Origin of the sequence: Bradyrhizobium sp. S69 (genome assembly GCF_009766005.1) — a bacterium.
Taxonomy (GTDB): domain Bacteria; phylum Pseudomonadota; class Alphaproteobacteria; order Rhizobiales; family Xanthobacteraceae; genus Bradyrhizobium.
In genome coordinates this window covers 290,610-309,113 of the sequence record NZ_LMUK01000043.1, presented here as the reverse complement: position 1 = coordinate 309,113, position 18,504 = coordinate 290,610, and the positions used below count along the sequence as shown (strand labels likewise).

Below are 18,504 nucleotides of genomic sequence, written 5' to 3'. Positions count from 1 at the left end.
TAATTGAAGGGCTTTTTCTTATAAGTATTTGAAATATATATAATAATATAAGAGTATTTGCCGGGTGAAAATTTTAAGCAGCGATTGGTAGGATTAAAAAATAGGCTTATTTTTTGTATTGTATGCAAGAGAGTTAAGCAGGCTTTACCCTTTTGGCGGGTGATTCCGTTGCTCGAAGCCGCGCAAGAAGGTCGGAATCCGCTTTTCGCAAACTGCGCCGTCGGCGAACGCTCAGCCTTCGCAGGCCAGGTTGAGCTTTCGCGGGAGCTTGTGGCCGAGGCAACCTTGCGCCGCGCAGAACGCGCCGACCAGTTGCGAAACGACCGTGGTCGAGCCGCGCGGGGTGCCGTCGGCCCGATCCAACCGGTCAGCCGCTTCCTGCGCCTGCCGCCGCAGCACGGCTTCATCGAGCGTCAACAGCTTGCCGTCGCGAAACACCACGCGGCCGCCGATCATGACGGTGTCGACCGACGCGCCGTTCTCGCCGAATACCATCTGCAGCAACGGCGCGCGCAGCGGCACGAAATGCGGGCTGTCGAGCCGCAGGAAGACGATGTCGGCCTCGTAGCCCGGCGCCAGTCTGCCAATCCTCTCGAAGCCCAACACCTTGGCCGATCCCTCGGTCGCCAGACCAAACGCCTGTTGCGCCGAGATCCATTGCGCGGTGGCCGGACCCTCGATCCGCGACAAATAGGATGCGAGCCGGGTCGCCTCGAACATGTTCTGTCCGTCGGAGGTGTTGCTGGCGTCGGTGCCGATACCAACGGTGACGCCGGCTTTCAGCATCTGGCGCACCGGCGCCACGCCCGATCCCAGCCGAAGATTGCTCGACGGGTTGTGCGCGACCTTGACGCCGGCCTGTCCCAGCCGTGCTGTGTCATCGTCGCCGAGCCAGATCGCATGCGCCGCGCTGAGGCGTTCGGACAGAAAGCCGATGGCATCGAGATGTTCGACCAGGCTCCGGCCGTATCGGGCTTGTCCAATGGCGCCTTGCGCACGCGATTCCGCCAGATGGGTCTGTAGCGGTATGCCGTGCTGGGTTGCGAGTTCGGCGCAACGGACCAGGAATTCGTCGGAGCAATACAGCGGTATCGTCGGGCCGAGCGCCGGGCGGACAAAGCGGCGGTCGAATTCCCAATTCGACAGAATCTCGTCACAGACCGAAAATGTCTGATCGATCGGCGCGGCGCGCATATCCGCGACCTGCGCGCGCACTTCATCCGGCAATGCCTCCAGCAGGCCCGGCAGCGCCTGATAGATAGTGCGGTCGGCGATCATCGGCGCCACCACCGCGCGCATGCCGGAATCGCGATAGGCGCGGGCGACAGCGGAAATCCCTTCACGTGTCGGGCCTGGGAATTCGACGGTCAGGTCAAAACAGGCGGTGCATCCCTTGCGGATCATCTCGGCCGCGGACAAGGCGGCGCTGAGATATTTGTCGTCGATGCCGCGCGACCGGGTGCTGGAGCCCGCGCCGGTCAGGAACATCTCGAGCGAGACCTTGTCGTCGACCGCGCCGCGATTGAGGGCGCCGTGGGAATGCGTATGCGCGTTGACCAGGCCCGGAATCAGCATTCGGTCGGCGGCCGACAACACCTCGGCGTCGTCCGATACGCCAAAGCCGGGAGCGTCGATCGCGAGAATCAGGCCGTCCTGAATCAGGATGTCCTTTGCAGCGGCTCCGCCCGCCGCATCGAGCACGAGGCCGCCGCGAATGATGGTGCGGCGTGCTATCATGCCTCGAAATCGGCTAGTGTCGGCGTCGGCATTTCGAAGCGGTCGCGGATGGTGGCGCAGGTATCGCCGCCGAGGCGGGCGATGGCGTCAAGTTTGGCGGGGTCGATCCGCATCCGGTCGACATCGATGATGTCGCGCTGGTAATGCGCGAACACGATCTCGCCCAGAATGATCTGGCGTGATTTGCCGAGCTCCAGCGTCACATGGCGGCGGCATTCGAACGACGCCGGCGCCTCCTTTATCCAGGGCGAAGCCACCACGGCGCCGGGCATTGCGGTCAGTCCCGCGGCCTGGAGCTCATCATGGCCTGGGGCAAACGGCACCGCGCAGACATGCATCGCCTCGGCGATCGCGCGCGATACGATGTTGACCGTGAACACTTCGGTCTGGCGAATATTGTGGGCGGTGTGCTTGAACGACATATCGGGGAAGTTCTCGACTCCGAGCGCCAGGATCGGCGGATCCGCCGACAGGCAATTGAAGAAACTGAACGGCGCGGCATTGATCCGCCCTTCGCCGTCGACCGTCGTCACCAGCGCGATCGGCCGCGGCACCACGGTGCCGATCATGAGCTTGTAGCGGTCGCGCGCCGACAGGGTTCGGAAGTCGAACGTAACGGCGTCAGGGGTTGGGATCGCGTCCATCATTTGCTCTCGATCGACGGTGCGCCGGCACGGGCCTGTAGGAAGCGTTCTTCCCACCACGAGAACAAAAGGTCGCGCAGCGCCGCCGCGTCATCGTCGCCATAGATGTCGCTGCGCTTCACCGCGTTGAACATTTCCATCTCTGCTGGCGAAAGCGAAATGGCGAGCTCCGTGACCACGATCGGCGTGTTGGGGAATTCCGGTGTGTAGGCCGGATCGCGCCGCAGCGGCCGGTCGGTCTTGATGGTCGGATTCTTGAAGTCCTTGGGCGTGCGCTGGCTGGCCAGGGTCGGCGTTTTCGGCACCTTGGCGAGATCGGCATCGGTCGCGGCAAACACCGTCAGCTTGAGTGGTTTCAGGGCAAAGTTGCTGGTCTTCATGACGTCGGCGCCGCAGACATTGGGCACCGCCAGCACGTCCATCAGCGCCAGCAGGTCGACATAATCCCCACGCTTGGTGGTTTGTCGCGTCATGAAGGCGTGGCCGTCCTCGTCGACGCCGGTGCACATGAACAGATTGAAGGAATCGTGCACGTCGTCGGGCGTCAGGCCGTATTCGCGCTGCGCCTCGGCCTGGATGTCGTGGCAATTGGTGTGCACGGCAAAGCCATAGGAGGCCTCATAGACATAGGCGCTGCAACGCGGAAACAGCACGTCGTTGCGGCCGACGGTGTCTTCCAGAATATAGAGCATCGCGCGCTCGCGCGGCGGCGCCGACCACATGAAGGTGCCGGTGGTCGGATGAAAGCCGTGCACGGTGCGGGTACGGCCGCAATGCATGAACTCCTTGTAGTCATGCAAATTGAAGCAATTGAAGTCGGCGCATTGGCCACCCTCGACCTGCTCGACGCGGAGGATCTGCCCCTTCAGCAGTTCGATCGCCTTGCCGGTGCCGGGCTCGATAACACATTCGGAGATGATCTGGCGGCCGGTCATTGCGCCCGCTCCATGCTGTCGGCTTCGGCTTTATGCGCGGCGGCATATTCATGAAGCGCCAGCCGCACCAGCGCCACCCGATCGGGCGCTACGCCTTGCGCGATCGTGCGATCGATTAGTTCCAGTTGCTGCTGGTTCAACCGCAGTTTGACGACCGTGTCGGTCATGGCCTCTCCTCAAAACTGTATACAAGAATAGGTACCGAAATCATGTTTTCGGATACTCAGTCAGCTCGCCCGATGCGCGACCGTCTGCGGATGCGCGGGTGTCGGACACGGGCAGATCATCATTATTCTCGTTTTTTAAGGCTTATCGAAGCGCAAAGTTTAGGCGATGTGCTGCCGAATCTTCGAGCGCGTCGAACAAAATTGCCGCATCCTGTGTACCAGATTTCGAATTATCGTATGCGCTGGAGCGCGCGATCGGTGCGCTGAAAGCTTGGCGGCGTTTTTCGGATGAGCAAGAAGTCCACCCGCGTTGATTTCGCCTGCAAGGCGCTGCGGCAGGCCATCATCGAGCAGGCGTTGCCGCCGGGCACCAAACTGCCGGAGGATGAACTCGGCGCGCGCTTCGGCATGAGCCGGACTTTGGTTCGCGCAGCCCTGGCGCAATTGCAGTCCGAAGGGCTGGTCGATGCGCCGCCGCGCCGGACCGCAACCACGGCGAAGCCGACGCTGGAACAGGCCAAGGAAGTTTTTGAAGTTCGCCGCACGCTGGAACGCGAGGTGGTGCGGCTCGTTATTTTGCGCTGGCGCGCCGAATTCGGCGCCGAACTCGAAGGTCACGTCCGCCAGGAGGACGCCGCGCGCAAGGGCGGTGATGAACGGGTTTCGATCCGGCTCGCGGGCGAATTCCACACCAAGCTCGGCGCGCTGTCGGGCAATGCATTGCTCGCCCGCTATCTCGGCGAGGTGGTGTCGCGCACCTCGCTGATCCTCGCGCTCTATGGCCGGCCGCATTCTGCCGATTGCGCCGTCAGCGAGCATCGCGAAATCGTCGCCGCGCTGCGTGGACGGGACGCCACGGCCGCGATCGCGTTGATGGATCATCATCTCGGTTCGGTCGAGCATCGCGCCATGCTCGACCAGGGCCGCGATGGGCAGTTCGATCTTGGCGCGGTGCTGTCGCGCTATGTCGATGACAACGCCACTTCACCGAAAGTCGCGCCGCTGCCGCGGCGCAAGAAGCGAGCATCTAAATGACCCGTTCACCCCGTGCCCCGCTGTTGCCGTCGCATCAGCCAGGCGTCAGCCTTCAGGGAGATTGTTGATGACCAAATATTCGTTATCGCGCCGTTCGTTGCTGGGCGCTGCCGCCGCCAGCCCCTTCATCCTTTCGGGGCGGTCCGATCCGGCGCTCGCCGCCGGCGTCACCGTCGGCATTATCTATGTCGGGTCGCGACAGGATTACGGCTGGAATCAGGCTCACGCGGTCGGTGCCCAGGCGCTCCGGGAAATTCCCGGCGTCAAGGTGGTCGAGGAAGAGAACGTGCCTGAGACAGTCGCGGTGGCCAAGACCATGGAGTCGATGATCAACATCGACGGGGCGACGTTATTGTTTCCAACCTCGTTCGGCTATTTCAACCCGTTCATGGTCGACGAGGCGAAGAAATACCCCAAGATCGAGTTTCGTCACCCGACCTCGCTGTGGCAGGAGGGCAAGGACCCGACCAATGCCGGCGGATATTTCTGCTATCTGGATCAGGGCCATTACGTCAACGGCATCGCCGCCGGATTATCGACCAAGACCAACAAGATCGGCTACGTCGCGGCAAAGCCGATCCCGCTGGTGCTGCGCAACGTCAACTCCTTCATGCTCGGCGCGCGCAAGGTCAATCCGAATGTCACGGTGCAACTCATCGTCACCGGCGACTGGTCGCTGCCGGTGCGCGAGGCCGAAGCCGCCAATGCGCTGGTCGATGCCGGTTGCGACATCATCGCCTGTCACATCGACAGCCCGAAGGTCGTGATCGAGACCGCCGAGAAGCGCGGCGTGAAAAGCTGCGGCCATAACGCCAACCAGGCCGATCTGGCGCCGAAGGGATTCATCACCGGTGCCGAACTGAAGTGGGGAACCATCTACAAGAGTTTCGCCGGCATGATCGCCAAGGGCGAGAAGCTGCCGAACATGGTGATCGGCGGCTATGACAAGGATATGGTGGCGAGTTCGCCGTTCGGCGCCGGCGCCAGCGAAGCCGGCAGGAACGCCGCGACGGCCGCGATCGCGGACCTCAAGGCGGGCAAACCGATCTTCACCGGCGAGATCAAGAGCAACACCGGCAAGCTGATCTCCAGCAAGGACACTCCGCTTTACGATCCGTCACTGGAACACACCGACTATCTGATCGAAGGCATCGTCGGCACCGTCTGATGTCACAACCGCGTGCGAGAGGACGTCATGGTTCCCTTGCACGCTCTTGATCGTCGATCAGATAGCCGATCATGTGCTAGCCATTGCCGATCGTGGCTATGTGCTCGGCGGTGGCCGCGTGATGGCTCAGGGCGCGGCCGAGGCGTTGCGCGAGACGAAGCTGGATGACGCCTATCTTGGCGCCGATCCCGCGATGGTGAAGTGATGGATTTGATCGTTCGTAACGCCTGCGTCCTGCATCAGGGCGCGCTTGGCGTCACCGATATCGGCATCGAGGGCACCAAGATCGCGGCGCTGTCCGCCGGTCTCGGCGCCGACGCGCCGGAGCTGGATGCCGGGGGCTGCCTCGTGGTGCCCGGCATGATCGAGACCCATATCCATCTCGACAAGACCTGCATCATGGATCGCTGCCAGATCGAGCAAGGCACGGTCGCCGAGGCCGTGCGGATCACGGCGGCGGCCAAGAAGCAATTCACCGTTGAGGATGTCTACGCGCGCGGCAAGAAGACGCTGGAGCGCTGCATCAGCCACGGCACCATGCACATGCGCACCCATGTCGAGCTTGATCCGGGCATCGGCATGATCGGGTTCGACGCGGTCGAGCAATTGGCGCGCGATTACGCCTGGGGCATCGATGTCGAACTCTGCGTGTTTCCGCAGGAAGGGCTGACCAACAATCCCGGCACCGAAGAGTTGCTGATCGAAGGCCTGGGCCGCGGCGCGCGCGCGATCGGCGCGGCGCCCTATTTCGACACCGACCCGCGCGGCCAGATCGACCGCATCTTCCAAATCGCGCGCGATTTCGACGCCGAGATCGACATGCATCTCGATCTCGCCGAGACCATTGACGGCATGCAGATCGAATATGTCTGTCGCAAAACCGAGGAATATGGCTGGGGCGGCCGCGTCGCGGTCGGACACGCGACGCAAATGTCGCTGTTACCGCCGGATCGGTTTCGGGCGATCGCCACCAAGCTGGCCAACGCCGGCGTCGCAGTGACGATCCTGCCTTCGACCGATCTGCATCTGATGGGTCGCAGCCACGATCATGCGGTTCCGCGTGGTGTGGTCGCGGCGGGACCGTTGCGGCAGGCCGGCGTCATTTGTTCGATCTCGACCAACAACATCCTCAATCCGTTCACGCCCTATGGCGATGGTTCGCTGATCCGGATGGCCAATCTTTATGCCAATGTCTGCCACGTCTCGCGGCCTTCGGACCTTGCCGGCTGTCTCGATATGATCACGGCAGCCGCGGCGCGGCTGATGCGGCTCGACGATTACGGCATCAGCGTCGGTGGACCGGCCGATCTGGTTTGCCTCGATGCGCACGCCCCAGCCGAGGCGATCGCGACGCTGGCGCAGCCGCTATGGGGCCTCAAGCGCGGCCGCGCGTCCTTTACAAGGCCGCGCCCGCAGCTTCATCCTTCATGACGCGCTACTCGGCACGCAAAATGCTGACACGGGTTTCGTCGACGAAATCCTTGATGTCCTGCTCGGGTCGGCGAAACAGGTTGCGTTCGACGACCAGCGCGCGACCGCTGATCGTCTTGGTGCAGCGTTCCCGCAGGTACACGCCGCCCACTGGCTGGTCGCCCGCGCCCGGCTCGCCTTCGGTGCACAACCATCCGTCCGCGCCGTAGCGCGATTTGGCCTGTATCCCGAGCAGAAACCCTTTCTTTCTTAGATAGAGTCGCGCCTTCGGATCGGTCTCGATCTGCAAACCGGCAACCGTGCCGCCACCGGCGATCAGCAATGTCAAAATCGCCGGATGACCTGCCACCATCGTGCCGTCGCGGCTGGTCGTTGGATCGAAGCCAAACCGGATCGCCCGCATCCCGCTCGCCTCGGCAGGACAGTCATGCCAGTTTTCCCAGCCGGCCAGGGTATGCTTTGGATCCGCCGCGCAGGCAAAGTCGATATAGCCGGATTTCGCCAACTCGGATGCCGCCATTCCGAGGCGGATGTCGCGCAGATCGTTGCCGCTGAATTCCTCGGTCCGGGCCGGAGCGTGCGCAAGCGCGACCGCCTGCCAGGCCAGCACGATTACGGCAAGAATTCCCGATCGCCTTGATTGATCCATCACTGGCTTTTCCCCGTGGCGGCGCTCGCATCGTCTGGCTTCTGCGACGCCGTCTTGTAGATGTCGCATACGCGCGACGCGTTCGAGAAGAAGGCGACGCATTCCGCGTAGCTGGGGTCGCCGGCTCCCTTGATGTGGGCCAGCACATAGTCGGCGACCGCTTCGATATCTTTCGGCCGCAGAAATGTCCCGCCCTCCGGCGGCATCAGTGCCGCGGCGTCCTGCCGGGTCATGCCGTAGCATTTCACCTCATCGTAGGCGCCGCGCACAAAGAAAGGCATGCCGGTGCCCGGTCGCCCGCAGCTGACGGTTTCGATGATCTGATCCCGCGTCAGCTCGGTCTTGCGCAGCGACAGCGCGTCGCCGCCATAGCCGCCACCGCCATTGCCGTGCCATTTGTGGCAGCCCATGCAATTGGCTCGCTTGAACACCGCCTTGCCGGCGTCGGTTGGATCCGCGGTCGGCGGCTGCGCCGACTGGCCGTAGGCAAACCCGATCGAAACATTCAGGGCTATGACGCTTACAAAGAGCAGGCGTATCGTGGTCGGCAAGGCATTGAAGTTCATCATGAGGTCTCTTGTCGGACAAAGCAGGGGGGCCCGGTTGTCCCGGGCCCTCCCTTGTGGATGGTCAGAGCGCGAACACGTAGAGCATCGATCCCGGCTGCATCTTTTTCAGCTCGGGCGTTGAATCGATGAACCACTTGTCCCAGGCACCGCCCAACCCGACCAGGATGGCGATGTACTGTTTGCCGTCGACCGAGAAGGTCATTGGCGGTGCGTTGACGCCGCCGCCGGTATTGAACTCCCAAAGCTTCGCCAGCGACTTGGCATCAAGCGCCATCACTTCGCCGGAGGGCTGACCGGTGAAGACGAGGTCCGGAGTGGCCAGCATGCCACCCAGATTCGGGTACGGCGTTTCCAACTTGCCGGCGATCTTGCCGGTGGTGACGTCGATCGCGGTGACGCTGCCGGTGATCTTGACGTTCTGGCTCGGTCCGCCGCCGGTCCAGAACTCCCGCGGTTTCAGTTTGTTCTGGTCCGACACCTCGACCTTGATGTGATTACAGCTCTCGATCACCGGGATGTACCAGAGCTTCAGCTCCGGATTGTAGGCCGTCGGTGGCCAGTTCTTGCCGCCCATGTTGCCGGGGCAGATGTCGGTTTCCATGTTGGTGCGGCTTGGCGTCACCGACGCTTCATAGGCCTGCACCGACTTGTTCGGGTCGTACTCGATCGGCTTGCCGGTCTCCGCATCGAGGCCTTTGGTCCACGTCACCTTCTTGACGAACGGAAGACCCCAGACGAACTTGCCCGTGGTGCGATCGATCGCATAGGCGAAGCCGTTGCGGTCCGCTTCGAGCGAGAGCTTCTGCGGGCCGCTGGGGCCGGGGATATCGACCAGCACGTTTTCCGCGACGCTGTCGTAGTCGAAGGGATCGTTCGGCGTGTGCTGATAGTGCCACTTGATCTTGCCGGTCGAGGCATCGAGGCCCAGCGAGCTGTCAGTGTAGAGATTGTCGCCCGGCCGGTACGCATTATCCCAGTCCGGTCCCGGATTGCCGACACCCCAGACGATCGTGTCGGTTGTAGGATCGTAACTGCCGGTCACCCAGGTCGAACCGCCGCCGGAAGCGCTCGCGCTCTTGTCATCCTTCCAGGTTTCGCTGCCGGGCTCGCCCTTGCCCGGTATGGTATGGGTGCGCCAAACCTCTTTCTGGGTCGTGAGGTCGGTGGCGGCGATCCAGCCGCGAATGCCGTACTCCGCGCCGGCAACGCCGGTGATAGCCATGTTCTTGACGATCAGCGGAGCGCCGGTAATGACCTCGCCCTTGTCCGGATCGGCCACCGTGCGTTGCCAGGCGACCTGGCCGGTCTCCTTGTTGGTTGCGACCAGTCGGCCATCAAGGGTATGCGAAATCACGAGATCGCCCCACAAGGCGACGCCACGGTTGTCGACGCCGCAGCAGGAGACGGCACCCGCCCAGTCATGGTCCGTCTTGGGATCCATCTTCCAGACCAGGTTGCCGCGGCCGCCATGCGCGTCGATCTTGTAGACCGAGCCCCATCCATCGGTAACATACAGGAAGCCGTTTTCGGCAATGGGCGTGCCTTCCAGCCCGCCATGGCTCCAGATGCCGCCGCCCTCGACGCCGCCGAGGTGCATGGTCCAGGCGACTTTGAGATTCTTCACATTATCGCGGTTGATATCCTTCAGGCTGGAGAATCGGTGAGCCGAAAAATCCTTGTGATGATGGAGCCAGTTGCCCGGCTCCTTGTCGACGTTGAGCAGCCGTTCCGGCGTGACCTCGTCCGCAGCTGAGACCGGTGTGCCCATCATGGCCGCGACAGCGACCGCAACCGCGAGCAAACCCACTCGCGGGGAAACTTTTGTATGACCTGAAGATCGCTCCATGCGTAGTCCTCCTAATGACGAATTCTCGTTGAATCGGAATTCTGTTGACCCGAATACCGGTATCCGGCGTTCGGCTATGTTCAGCGGGCTCGCGAGTCCGCTGCCGGCGATCAGGGCGTTGGTGAAACCAGCACCTCCGTTTCCTTGGTTCCGGCGTTCTGGAACACGACGGCACAGGTGAACTTCTCGCCATCGACGAGCTTCTGCCGCGTCTGCAACAGCATCACGTGATATCCGTCCCGCGTCAGCTCGACGGTCTTGTTTTCAGGGATCGGGATTGATTTGACCGCGCGCATGGCCAATCCACCTTCGCCGCGGTCGACGGTGTGCTTCTCGGAGAAATTCGCGATCGGACAGCGGACCCGCGATATGGCGTCGGCTTCGGCCCCGTCGTTCCTGATCGTCATCAGCAGCGGAAGATCGATGCCAACCTGATCGGAGGCGGGCACCCGGGCATTGGTCACCTGCAGCGTATCGCTGGCCACGGCGGATCCAGGCGCCAGACCAAATCCGGCGGCAACAAATCCGGCAGTAGCCAGTCCGATCGCAAACGATCCCGATCGGCCGGACAGCGTCGTCCGTCCGCTCTGATCAAGACCTTTGCGACCAAGACCCTTACGAACGAACGCTGCGCCATCAGGACTCGATGTCGCTATGGCCGTCATCGGCTACGTCTCGGCCGATATGTGATCCCGGGGAGGTCGAGTGAGCCCAGACCTGGAAGCTGGGGTAAATTTGCAAACCGACAGAGGCTTGCAAGTGAAGCGTGTCGAAACGAAACAGCATGTCCGTCTCATCGGCATTTATCTCCCGGGTCGTTTTTTCTTTTGTCGTACGCAACGTTACGACTCTGTAACGGATAAATCACCCGGAATTATGGTGGAGAAAGGGCAATCATCTAGAGGAAGATTCCAAAAAACGGCTCGCAAAGCGTGTCTTGTGCCAATCGACAACTCTCGCGCTGCCGTTGGCGTGAGGCCGGAACTATTCGGCTGCCATCGCGGCGATCTGAGCAGACGTTCTATGGCTATGAAATCTCTATAATAAGAACGGTCTTTCGATCCCGAAATCCTATGCAGCCCGGCGTAAATTGGTTGCCGTCGATAGGGCGCCTGGAGGCGGAACTGCGCCAGACGCAATCCGGCAGGCAGGGAATGCCGCATGTTTTTTCGTCGGCGGAATGGTTCGGTTGGGATCCTCGTCGCGATGGCGCTCGCCGCTGTCGGCGCTCGTCCCGCGCACGCCGAAGATCAAAACATCAGCACTCGGCGTGCTTCGGAGCGGACCGAATTCACCAACGACGAGATCAGGAACGGCTTCTTCAAGGTCGCGTTCCACGCCGAGTTGCAGTTCGACGCGCGCGCCGAGCGCCTGCGCAAGTTCGATGAACCGATCAGGATTTTCGTGATCAACAAGGGGCTGCCCGATCGCGCTGCGGAGATCGCGGCGATCGCCGCCGACATTCAGGCCCATGTGAATCACCTCGACCTCGCGGTAACGAACGATCGCGCGGCCGCCAATTTCGTCGTCAGGCTGGTTGCCAAGCACGATTTTGCGCAAACCATCCGCACGCTCTACGGCAGCGGCCGGGCGACGCAAATCCAGAAGTCGCTCAGCCCGCAATGTCTTTCCGGCATCGGCAAGGATAATCTCTACCGCATTCACCGGGCCGAGGTGATCCTGCCGGTCGATACCGGCGGCGAAGCCGGTTGCCTTCGCGGCCAGGTGCATGCCGCGATGACGACAAGCGGAATGGCCAGCGCGATCCATGACAGGCCCCACCAGATGCCGCTCTGACCCAGCAGCGCCGATAGCAGGCCGAACAAAGTGAGCGCAGCCAGCACGACCGGCCACCGCCAAATTCGGCTGAAGGAATGCGGCGAACCCGACCTCGTCATTCCGCGGCCTCGGACGCAGGCGCGGCGACGGCGTGGCTTACCACGAGCTCCTGTTCGGCTTCCTCGGTGGAGGCGCGGCGCGACAGCCAGAGATAAAGTCCGCTGCCGAGGACGACGATGGTGACGAGATCGAGCAGCGCCCAGAGGATTTTCAGCGGCAAGCCGCCATAGTCACCGAAATGCAGCGGCCGCGACACTTCGAGCGCCCGCAGATACCAGGGCATGCTGACCACCGAGGCGAGCTCGCCGCTGCGCGCATCGACCAGTGCCGGACTGAACAACCGCGAGGTCAGCGGCTCCCGGCCCTTGGTCCAGATCAAATAATGATAGGGCGAGCCGAACGGCGAGCCGGGAAAAATCACGCTGTTCGCGCTCATGTCCGGCAGCGCGGCCTTGACGGTGTCGAAGGCGGCTTGCGGCGAGCTCAATTCGGATTCCGTCGGCGTGGTCTTGCCGCGAAACGGTGCGAGAATTTCCTTGACGTCGGTGATCTGCCACAGGCCGAACAGCGGCGTCGACAATTCGTTGATCACGCCGGTGACGCCGACCACCGCCATCCAGGCGAACAGGGTGACGCCTGTCAGATTGTGCACATCGAGCCATTTCAGCCGTCTCGAGCGCGCGGTGCGTACGGTCCCGAAATCGAGCCGGCGCATGAAGGGCGAATAGACCACGAGGCCGGAAACCACCGCCACGACAAACAGCAGCGCCATCAGGCCCATGAACAATTCGCCGGGAAGCCCCGCAAACAAATCCTTGTGCAGGCTGAGCATCAGCTCGATGAAGCCGCCGCCATCGCCGTCGAATGATTTGCTCTGCCTCATGACGTTTCCGGTGTGGGCGTCGAGCTTGATCCAGTGCCACGAACTGCGATCCGCGGCATAGGCGGCCCATGAAGGTGCCATCGCGACCATGATCTTGGGCTCGTCATCGTCGAGGTAGATGTTGCCGATGATCTGTCCGGGATAGAGCCGTCGCGCCGTCGCGGCGACGTTGTCGAGGCTGACCGTGGGCGTGCCCTCGGGCGCCGACGCGTAAGCCGGACTATTATCCAGCCAGCCGCCGATCTCGTCCCGGAACACCAGCGGCAGGCCGGTGACGCAGATCACCAGCAGGAAGGCCGTGCAGATCAGGCTGGTCCATTTATGCAGCCAGAACCAACGTCGAAACGCTTTTCGTGTCACAGGTGCTTTGCCTCATCGTGGGAGCCTATCCGTTAACCCGCTTGCTGGAGGACTTCGATTAGAAGTTCTCCAAAGTTCCGGCCGATCGAGCGGCGATGTCGAGCGGGCAAGTTCCGTATGATCACCACCGATAGCGCAGGGTTGCGATAATCTGACGCCGCGGGCCGTAATAGCAGCCGGCGTCCTGACACAACGTTACATAGGTCTTGTCGAACAGGTTTGACGCGTTCACCTGTAGGAAATAGCCCTTGAACTGGCGGCCGAGCGCGGAAAAATCGTAATGCATGGCGGCGTCGAACAGCGTCACGGCCGGCACATTCAGCACGGTCGCCCCGGTGATGTTGCCGGCGGTATCGCCGAGATAGCGGGCGCCGCCTGCCAGACCGAAGCCGTCAAGCCGGCCGCCGTGGAAGGTATAGTCCGCCCAGAGCGACGCTGAATTCGTCGGCATGGCGACAGGCCGCCGGCCGGTCTGGTAGGGCACGTTGCTTTTGGTGATGACGTCGTCGAGATAGGTATAGGACGCCAGCAACGACAGGCTGCGATCGATCTCGGTCTTGCCTTCGAGCTCGAGCCCGCGCGAACGGATCTCGCCGGTTTGCACACTAAAGCCGGTGTGCAATGGATTTGGATCCGGCGTCAGCACATTCTGTTGCGTCAGATTGAAGACAGCCATCGTATATAAGGACTTGACGTTGGGCTGATACTTGATGCCGGCCTCTTCCTGTTGGCCGGTTGTTGGGACAAAAGGACTGCCGCCAAAGGCTACTCCGGTCTGCGGCTGGAACGACTCGGTGTATTGAATATAGGGCGCAATGCCGTTGTCGAACTTGTAGAGCAGGGCGCCGCGCTTGGTTACGGCATCGTTGGACAACTGCGTGGTCGTCTGGGTACCGGTCGCCAGCGCCTGGGTTTGCGTGTTGGAATCCGCCTGGTCCCAGCGGACGCCGAGCAGGGCGACCCAGTGGTCGAGCTTGATCTGGTCCTGCGCATAAAGACCGACCTGATTGAAATTCTGGTTACCCGCTGACGTGGTCACCAACGGAATCGGCGTGTTGTAATTCGGGTCGAGAACGCTGATGGAAGGAACCGCAAAGCCTGCCGGAGAGCCGCCGGCTGTATAGTTGTAAGCGCCGTTCTGGTAATCGACGCCGAACAGCGTGGTGTGGGCAAAAGGACCAAGCGCAAATTTGGCCTCGGCCTGATTGTCGATATCGAAGGTTCGCAGCTTGTCGTTCTCGAAGAAGCCCGATCGCGCCAGGCTGTTGGGATCGGTCGCGGATACACCGGTCGGATAAATCGTCGTGATCTCGCTGTTGATTTCGTTGTAGCGAAGATTTTGCCGCACGGTCCAGATATTATCGAAGCGGTGCTCGGCCAGATAACCGATCTGTCCGGATTCGCGACTCATCTGGTCGACGCCCGGAACACCGGAATAAAAGCTCGTCGGGATGAACTGGCCGTTCGCCAGCGGAAACAGCGTTCCGTAACCTTTTGCGGGCAACTGATTGTAGAAGCCGGCCCTCGGATCGTTCTGATAGGTTCCGAGGAAGGTGATCGTGGTGTCGGTGTCGGGCCGCCACGTCAGCGACGGCGCGATCGAAACGCGTTCATACCGGGTGAAATCGACCTGACCGCCGACATCGAGGCCCGAGGCGACGAAACGATAGAGCCACTCCTTGTTCTGGTCGATCGGGCCGCTCAGGTCGACGCCGCCCTGGATGCGACCATAGCTGCCGGTCGACAGAAACATCTCGTGGTATGGATCCTCGGTCGGACGCTTGCTGACCATGTCGACTACGCCGCCGGGCGAGGCCTGGCCGTACAGCACCGACGCGGGGCCGTGCAGCACTTCAAGGCGTTCGAGATTGTACGGCTCGATGGTCGAGGTCGCGAAGCCGCCCGTGAACAGTTTCATGCCGTCGAGGTACAGGTCGGCGGCAAAGCCACGCACGTAGATGGTATCAAAGCGTGTGTCGGCGCCCTGGCCCTCGACCCTGACACCCGAGGTGTATCGCACCGCCTGTGGAATGTTCTGCGCCGCCTGCGTCTTGATCTGGTCCTGCGTGATGACGGATATCGCGGCTGGCGTTTCGAGCAAGGGCGTATCGGTCTTGGTGCCGGATGAGCCCTGGGTCGCGACATAGCCGTCGACATGTCCGAAGGCCGATTCGGCTTTCCGTTTCCCGGCGCCGTTTCCACCCGCCGCCGATTCCGCCGTGCCTTGGCCCGCATGGCGGGAAGATCGGGCCGCGCTGCGCGAGCGGCTCGCGCTATGGGTGGCCTTGGGCGTCGTCCGTTTCACGGTCGGGCTTTGTATCACCACCGGCGGAAGCGCGGACGTATCAGCGGTTTGCGCGAACGATTGGCCGGTGAAGCAGATGCCGAGCGCGATGCAACTCGTGGCACAGAGAAACCTTACTCTGTGAATGCCGGTCTTGTTGTTGTTCGACTCCGGCAACACTTTTTCTGAAAACACTTGGAAACACCCCCAAACAAACGACTTTCGGAAACCCGAAACGGTTTGGGTGCTCTATCGCAATTCGAATTCGCCATACATCGAACGGCATTTAGAAGATATTGAAACGACGCATGTGAGCAGCGAGTGTTGCTCCAGCGCCATTTATATCAGCGAGTCTTAGAAGCAGTCTTAGAACTGGTCCAAACAGACTCGCGATATCTGCTCTTCCGATAATGTGCTCGACTGAATCGCTTCGTCGCAAGAACTCGCTGCAGTGACGGGCCGAGACGCCGCCCGTCACTCCGCGGCCTTGGCCGCCTTCGCCCCGAACATCCGCGTCGGCGCGGCGAAACCGCAAGGCGTGCCGTCGGTGACCTTGACCTGGTCTTCCCAGGGCAGCCGGAAGGTGCCGGCGACCATGTCCTGCATGAAGGTATAGGGACAATCCATCGCGCCGCCCTTCACCGCGACATAGCCGCGATGCCAGAGCTGATAGATGTTGTTCTCGACGCCCCAATGGATTCGCGCCTCGCGCACCAGATCGGGGCGTACCTCGGCGGTGATGATCTCGTCGGCGCGTCCGGTGGTGCCGTGCGCGATGATGCTGCCGTCGAAATTCACGATCATGCCTTCGCCCATCGAATCGAACGAACCGTCGGAGCCGCACATGCAGACATTGGCGGTGACCATCAGGTTCTGGAACGCGTTGGCCTGATTCGTAAAGCGCCAGCTTTCGCGGATCGGCGCGGTGTAGCCGGCGGTGCGGATCATGATCTCGGCGCCCTTGTAGGCGCATTCGCGCGCCATTTCCGGGAACATGCCGTCATGGCAGATGATCAGTGCGAGCTTGGCGCCCTTCGGTCCCTCGATCACGGGAATGCCGATATCGCCGGGCTCCCACGGCTCGACCGGAATCCAGGGATGGAATTTGCGGTAATACAGCTTGATCTCGCCGTGATCGTCGATGATCAGGCCCGAATTATACGGGTTGCCATCGGGGTTGAATTCCATGATCGAAAAGCAGCCCCAGATTTTATGGTCGATGCAGGCCTGCTTGAACGCGGCCACTTCAGGCCCGTCGAGCCGGCACATGATCTCGGGGTTGGTGTCCATCGACAGGCCGTGCAGGGAATATTCCGGGAATACCACGAGATCCATGGTGCCGAGATTGCGCCGCGCCTTGCCGACCATATAGACGATGCGTTCGGTCTGCCGGGCCAGGTCCGCCTTGGTCACGACCACGGGCAGTTGCAGTTGAACCAGCCCGAGCACCACGCCCTCCGGCGATTTGTTGAGGCCGCCAAGTCCGTTCATGTCAAAAGTCCGTTCATGCTAAATCTCCCTGACGCATTCGCGTTGGAGCAAAACAAAGCCGATTTTGGCCGCTCACGACAGGCCATTTTTCAAGCGAATGGACTAGCGATTAGTCATCGATCCCGGGACCGCCGGGTTTGGCTCGCCCAGCCATGTTCCGCTGCGGTCGCGGTCTGCGGCGTGGTCGCTTCCGGTCGCCATTATAAACGTGCTTTAAGGAGATCCCAACGTAAGGAGCCACCGTCCCGATGTCTGATTTCGACCGTGTAATTGAGCGCCGCGGCACGCATGCGACGAAGTGGGACATGATGGCCAAGCTTTCGGGCATCAATGCTGCGGATGGCATCCCGATGTGGGTCGCGGATATGGATTTCGCGGCTCCCCCCGGGGTGACGCAGGCGCTGGCGGCCGTCGTCGAGCGCGGCGTTCACGGCTATTATGCCGACAACGGCAGCTGGGCGGCAGCGCTCGCCGATTGGCTGGCGCGCCGGCATGGCCTGTCGATCGATCCGGAATGGGTCAGTCCGACCCCGGGCGTGGTTTCCGGATTGGGCCTGATCTTGCAGGCCGTCAGCGAACCCGGCGACGAGGTCGTGGTGTTTCCGCCGGCCTATCACGCGTTCCGCAAGATCATTCTCGCCAACGAGCGCCGCATTCTCGATGCACAGCTGGTCGAGCGTCAGGGCCGCTACGTGATGGACCTCGATGCGCTGCGCGCGATGCTGACGCCGCGCACCAAAGTGGTGTTTTTCTGTAGCCCGCATAATCCGGGCGGTACCGTGTGGTCGGCCGACGAGATCAAAGCGCTTGCGGGCTTCTGCACCGAGCATGATTTGATTTTGGTGTCCGACGAAATCCATTGCGACCTCGTGCTGGATAGCGCCAAACACATCCCGACCATCGCGGCAGCCCCCGAGGTCGCCGATCGCCTGATCACCTGTGTTGCCGCGACCAAGACCTTCAATCTCGCCGGCGCCCATGTCGGTGCCTGCGTCACCTCGAACCCGGAATTAAAGCGTAAGCTCGACGCGCGGATCGCCGCCAGCGGTTTAGGTTCTTATGCCGCTTTCGGCATGATCGCGACCGAAGCGGCGTGGCGCACCGGCGACGCCTGGCTCGATGAATTGCTGCCCTATCTCGCCGGCAACCGCGACCTGTTGGATTCGCGGATCGAAGCGGCGGCGCCGGGGGCGCGTTCGATGCGGCTCGATGCGACGTATCTGGCCTGGGTCAATTTTTCCGGCACTGGACTTAAAGCCGAAGACGTCGCCAAGCGGGTCAGCGAACGGGCGCGGATCTTTGTCAGTCCCGGCGCGCAGTTCGGGCCCGGCGGTGAAACCTGGTTGCGCTTCAACTTCGCCACGCCGCGTCCGATCCTGCGCGAGGCGCTCGACCGCTTGGATGATGCCTTCCGGGACCTGCGCGGATGAACTCTGCAAGCGCGCTCGCGCCCATCACCTGAGTTG

Annotated in this window: 17 protein-coding genes; 6 read left to right on the top strand and 11 right to left on the bottom strand. The window is 61.9% G+C overall.

Features of this window, described 5'->3' with window-relative positions; translation table 11 throughout:
- Nucleotides 1–231: 231 nt before the first annotated feature.
- The 4 genes from GSQ88_RS23825 to GSQ88_RS23810 are packed head-to-tail and all read right to left on the bottom strand — an operon-like array spanning nt 232 to nt 3,483.
- Complete coding sequence (locus GSQ88_RS23825) at nt 232–1,737, bottom strand: amidohydrolase (protein ID WP_159010195.1); 1,506 nt, start codon at nt 1,735–1,737, stop codon at nt 232–234.
- Nucleotides 1,734–2,381 (bottom strand): flavin reductase family protein, encoded by a 648-nt coding sequence (locus GSQ88_RS23820; RefSeq protein WP_159010388.1) that lies wholly within the window; start codon nt 2,379–2,381, stop codon nt 1,734–1,736. The genes GSQ88_RS23825 and GSQ88_RS23820 overlap by 4 nt, the downstream gene beginning before the upstream one ends.
- Entirely contained in the window at nt 2,381–3,316 is a 936-nt protein-coding gene (locus GSQ88_RS23815) for a DUF1989 domain-containing protein (protein ID WP_159010194.1), read from the bottom strand. The genes GSQ88_RS23820 and GSQ88_RS23815 overlap by 1 nt, the downstream gene beginning before the upstream one ends.
- Complete coding sequence (locus GSQ88_RS23810; RefSeq protein ID WP_159010193.1) at nt 3,313–3,483, bottom strand: hypothetical protein; 171 nt, start codon at nt 3,481–3,483, stop codon at nt 3,313–3,315. The genes GSQ88_RS23815 and GSQ88_RS23810 overlap by 4 nt, the downstream gene beginning before the upstream one ends.
- Nucleotides 3,484–3,771: 288 nt before the next feature.
- Between GSQ88_RS23810 and GSQ88_RS23805 the strand changes: the two genes are divergently transcribed.
- The 4 genes from GSQ88_RS23805 (at nt 3,772) to GSQ88_RS23790 (ending at nt 7,117) form a co-directional block, all read left to right on the top strand.
- Nucleotides 3,772–4,518 carry a GntR family transcriptional regulator gene (locus GSQ88_RS23805; protein ID WP_159010192.1) on the top strand — a complete coding sequence of 249 codons (747 nt, stop codon included), beginning with the start codon at nt 3,772–3,774 and terminating at the stop codon, nt 4,516–4,518.
- A gap of 67 nt (nt 4,519–4,585) precedes the next feature.
- Nucleotides 4,586–5,686, top strand: coding sequence for a BMP family ABC transporter substrate-binding protein (locus GSQ88_RS23800; RefSeq protein WP_159010191.1), 1,101 nt, complete (start codon nt 4,586–4,588; stop codon nt 5,684–5,686).
- Nucleotides 5,687–5,732: 46 nt separating this feature from the next.
- Complete coding sequence (locus GSQ88_RS23795) at nt 5,733–5,891, top strand: hypothetical protein (RefSeq protein ID WP_159010190.1); 159 nt, start codon at nt 5,733–5,735, stop codon at nt 5,889–5,891.
- Entirely contained in the window at nt 5,891–7,117 is a 1,227-nt protein-coding gene (locus GSQ88_RS23790; protein WP_159010189.1) for an amidohydrolase family protein, read from the top strand. The genes GSQ88_RS23795 and GSQ88_RS23790 overlap by 1 nt, the downstream gene beginning before the upstream one ends.
- A 4-nt stretch (nt 7,118–7,121) precedes the next feature.
- Here the strand turns inward: GSQ88_RS23790 and GSQ88_RS23785 are convergent, their stop codons facing one another.
- The 4 genes from GSQ88_RS23785 to GSQ88_RS23770 form a co-directional block, all read right to left on the bottom strand.
- Nucleotides 7,122–7,766, bottom strand: coding sequence for a hypothetical protein (locus GSQ88_RS23785; RefSeq protein WP_159010387.1), 645 nt, complete (start codon nt 7,764–7,766; stop codon nt 7,122–7,124).
- Complete coding sequence (locus GSQ88_RS23780; protein ID WP_159010386.1) at nt 7,766–8,332, bottom strand: c-type cytochrome; 567 nt, start codon at nt 8,330–8,332, stop codon at nt 7,766–7,768. Before GSQ88_RS23780 ends, GSQ88_RS23785 begins: the two co-directional genes overlap by 1 nt.
- A 64-nt stretch (nt 8,333–8,396) precedes the next feature.
- Complete coding sequence (locus GSQ88_RS23775; protein WP_246784967.1) at nt 8,397–10,106, bottom strand: PQQ-dependent dehydrogenase, methanol/ethanol family; 1,710 nt, start codon at nt 10,104–10,106, stop codon at nt 8,397–8,399.
- Nucleotides 10,107–10,291: 185 nt separating this feature from the next.
- On the bottom strand, nt 10,292–10,666 hold the full coding sequence (locus tag GSQ88_RS23770) for a copper chaperone PCu(A)C (RefSeq protein ID WP_246784965.1): 375 nt from the start codon (nt 10,664–10,666) through the stop codon (nt 10,292–10,294).
- Nucleotides 10,667–11,342: 676 nt separating this feature from the next.
- Between GSQ88_RS23770 and GSQ88_RS23765 the strand changes: the two genes are divergently transcribed.
- Complete coding sequence (locus tag GSQ88_RS23765) at nt 11,343–11,978, top strand: DUF2927 domain-containing protein (protein ID WP_159010186.1); 636 nt, start codon at nt 11,343–11,345, stop codon at nt 11,976–11,978.
- 97 nt (nt 11,979–12,075) lie between these two features.
- On the opposite strand, the gene GSQ88_RS23760 is transcribed toward GSQ88_RS23765, so the two are convergent.
- The 3 genes from GSQ88_RS23760 to GSQ88_RS23750 form a co-directional block, all read right to left on the bottom strand.
- Complete coding sequence (locus GSQ88_RS23760) at nt 12,076–13,263, bottom strand: PepSY-associated TM helix domain-containing protein (protein ID WP_246784963.1); 1,188 nt, start codon at nt 13,261–13,263, stop codon at nt 12,076–12,078.
- A 121-nt stretch (nt 13,264–13,384) separates the two neighbouring features.
- Complete coding sequence (locus GSQ88_RS23755; protein ID WP_246784961.1) at nt 13,385–15,742, bottom strand: TonB-dependent siderophore receptor; 2,358 nt, start codon at nt 15,740–15,742, stop codon at nt 13,385–13,387.
- Between the two features lie 279 nt (nt 15,743–16,021).
- Entirely contained in the window at nt 16,022–17,038 is a 1,017-nt protein-coding gene (locus GSQ88_RS23750; RefSeq protein ID WP_159010185.1) for a formamidase, read from the bottom strand.
- Nucleotides 17,039–17,286: 248 nt separating this feature from the next.
- Here GSQ88_RS23750 and GSQ88_RS23745 point away from each other — a divergent pair, with 248 nt between their 5' ends.
- Nucleotides 17,287–18,468, top strand: a complete 1,182-nt coding sequence (locus GSQ88_RS23745; protein ID WP_159010184.1) for a MalY/PatB family protein — start codon at nt 17,287–17,289, stop codon at nt 18,466–18,468.
- The last annotated feature ends 36 nt before the right edge of the window (nt 18,469–18,504 follow it).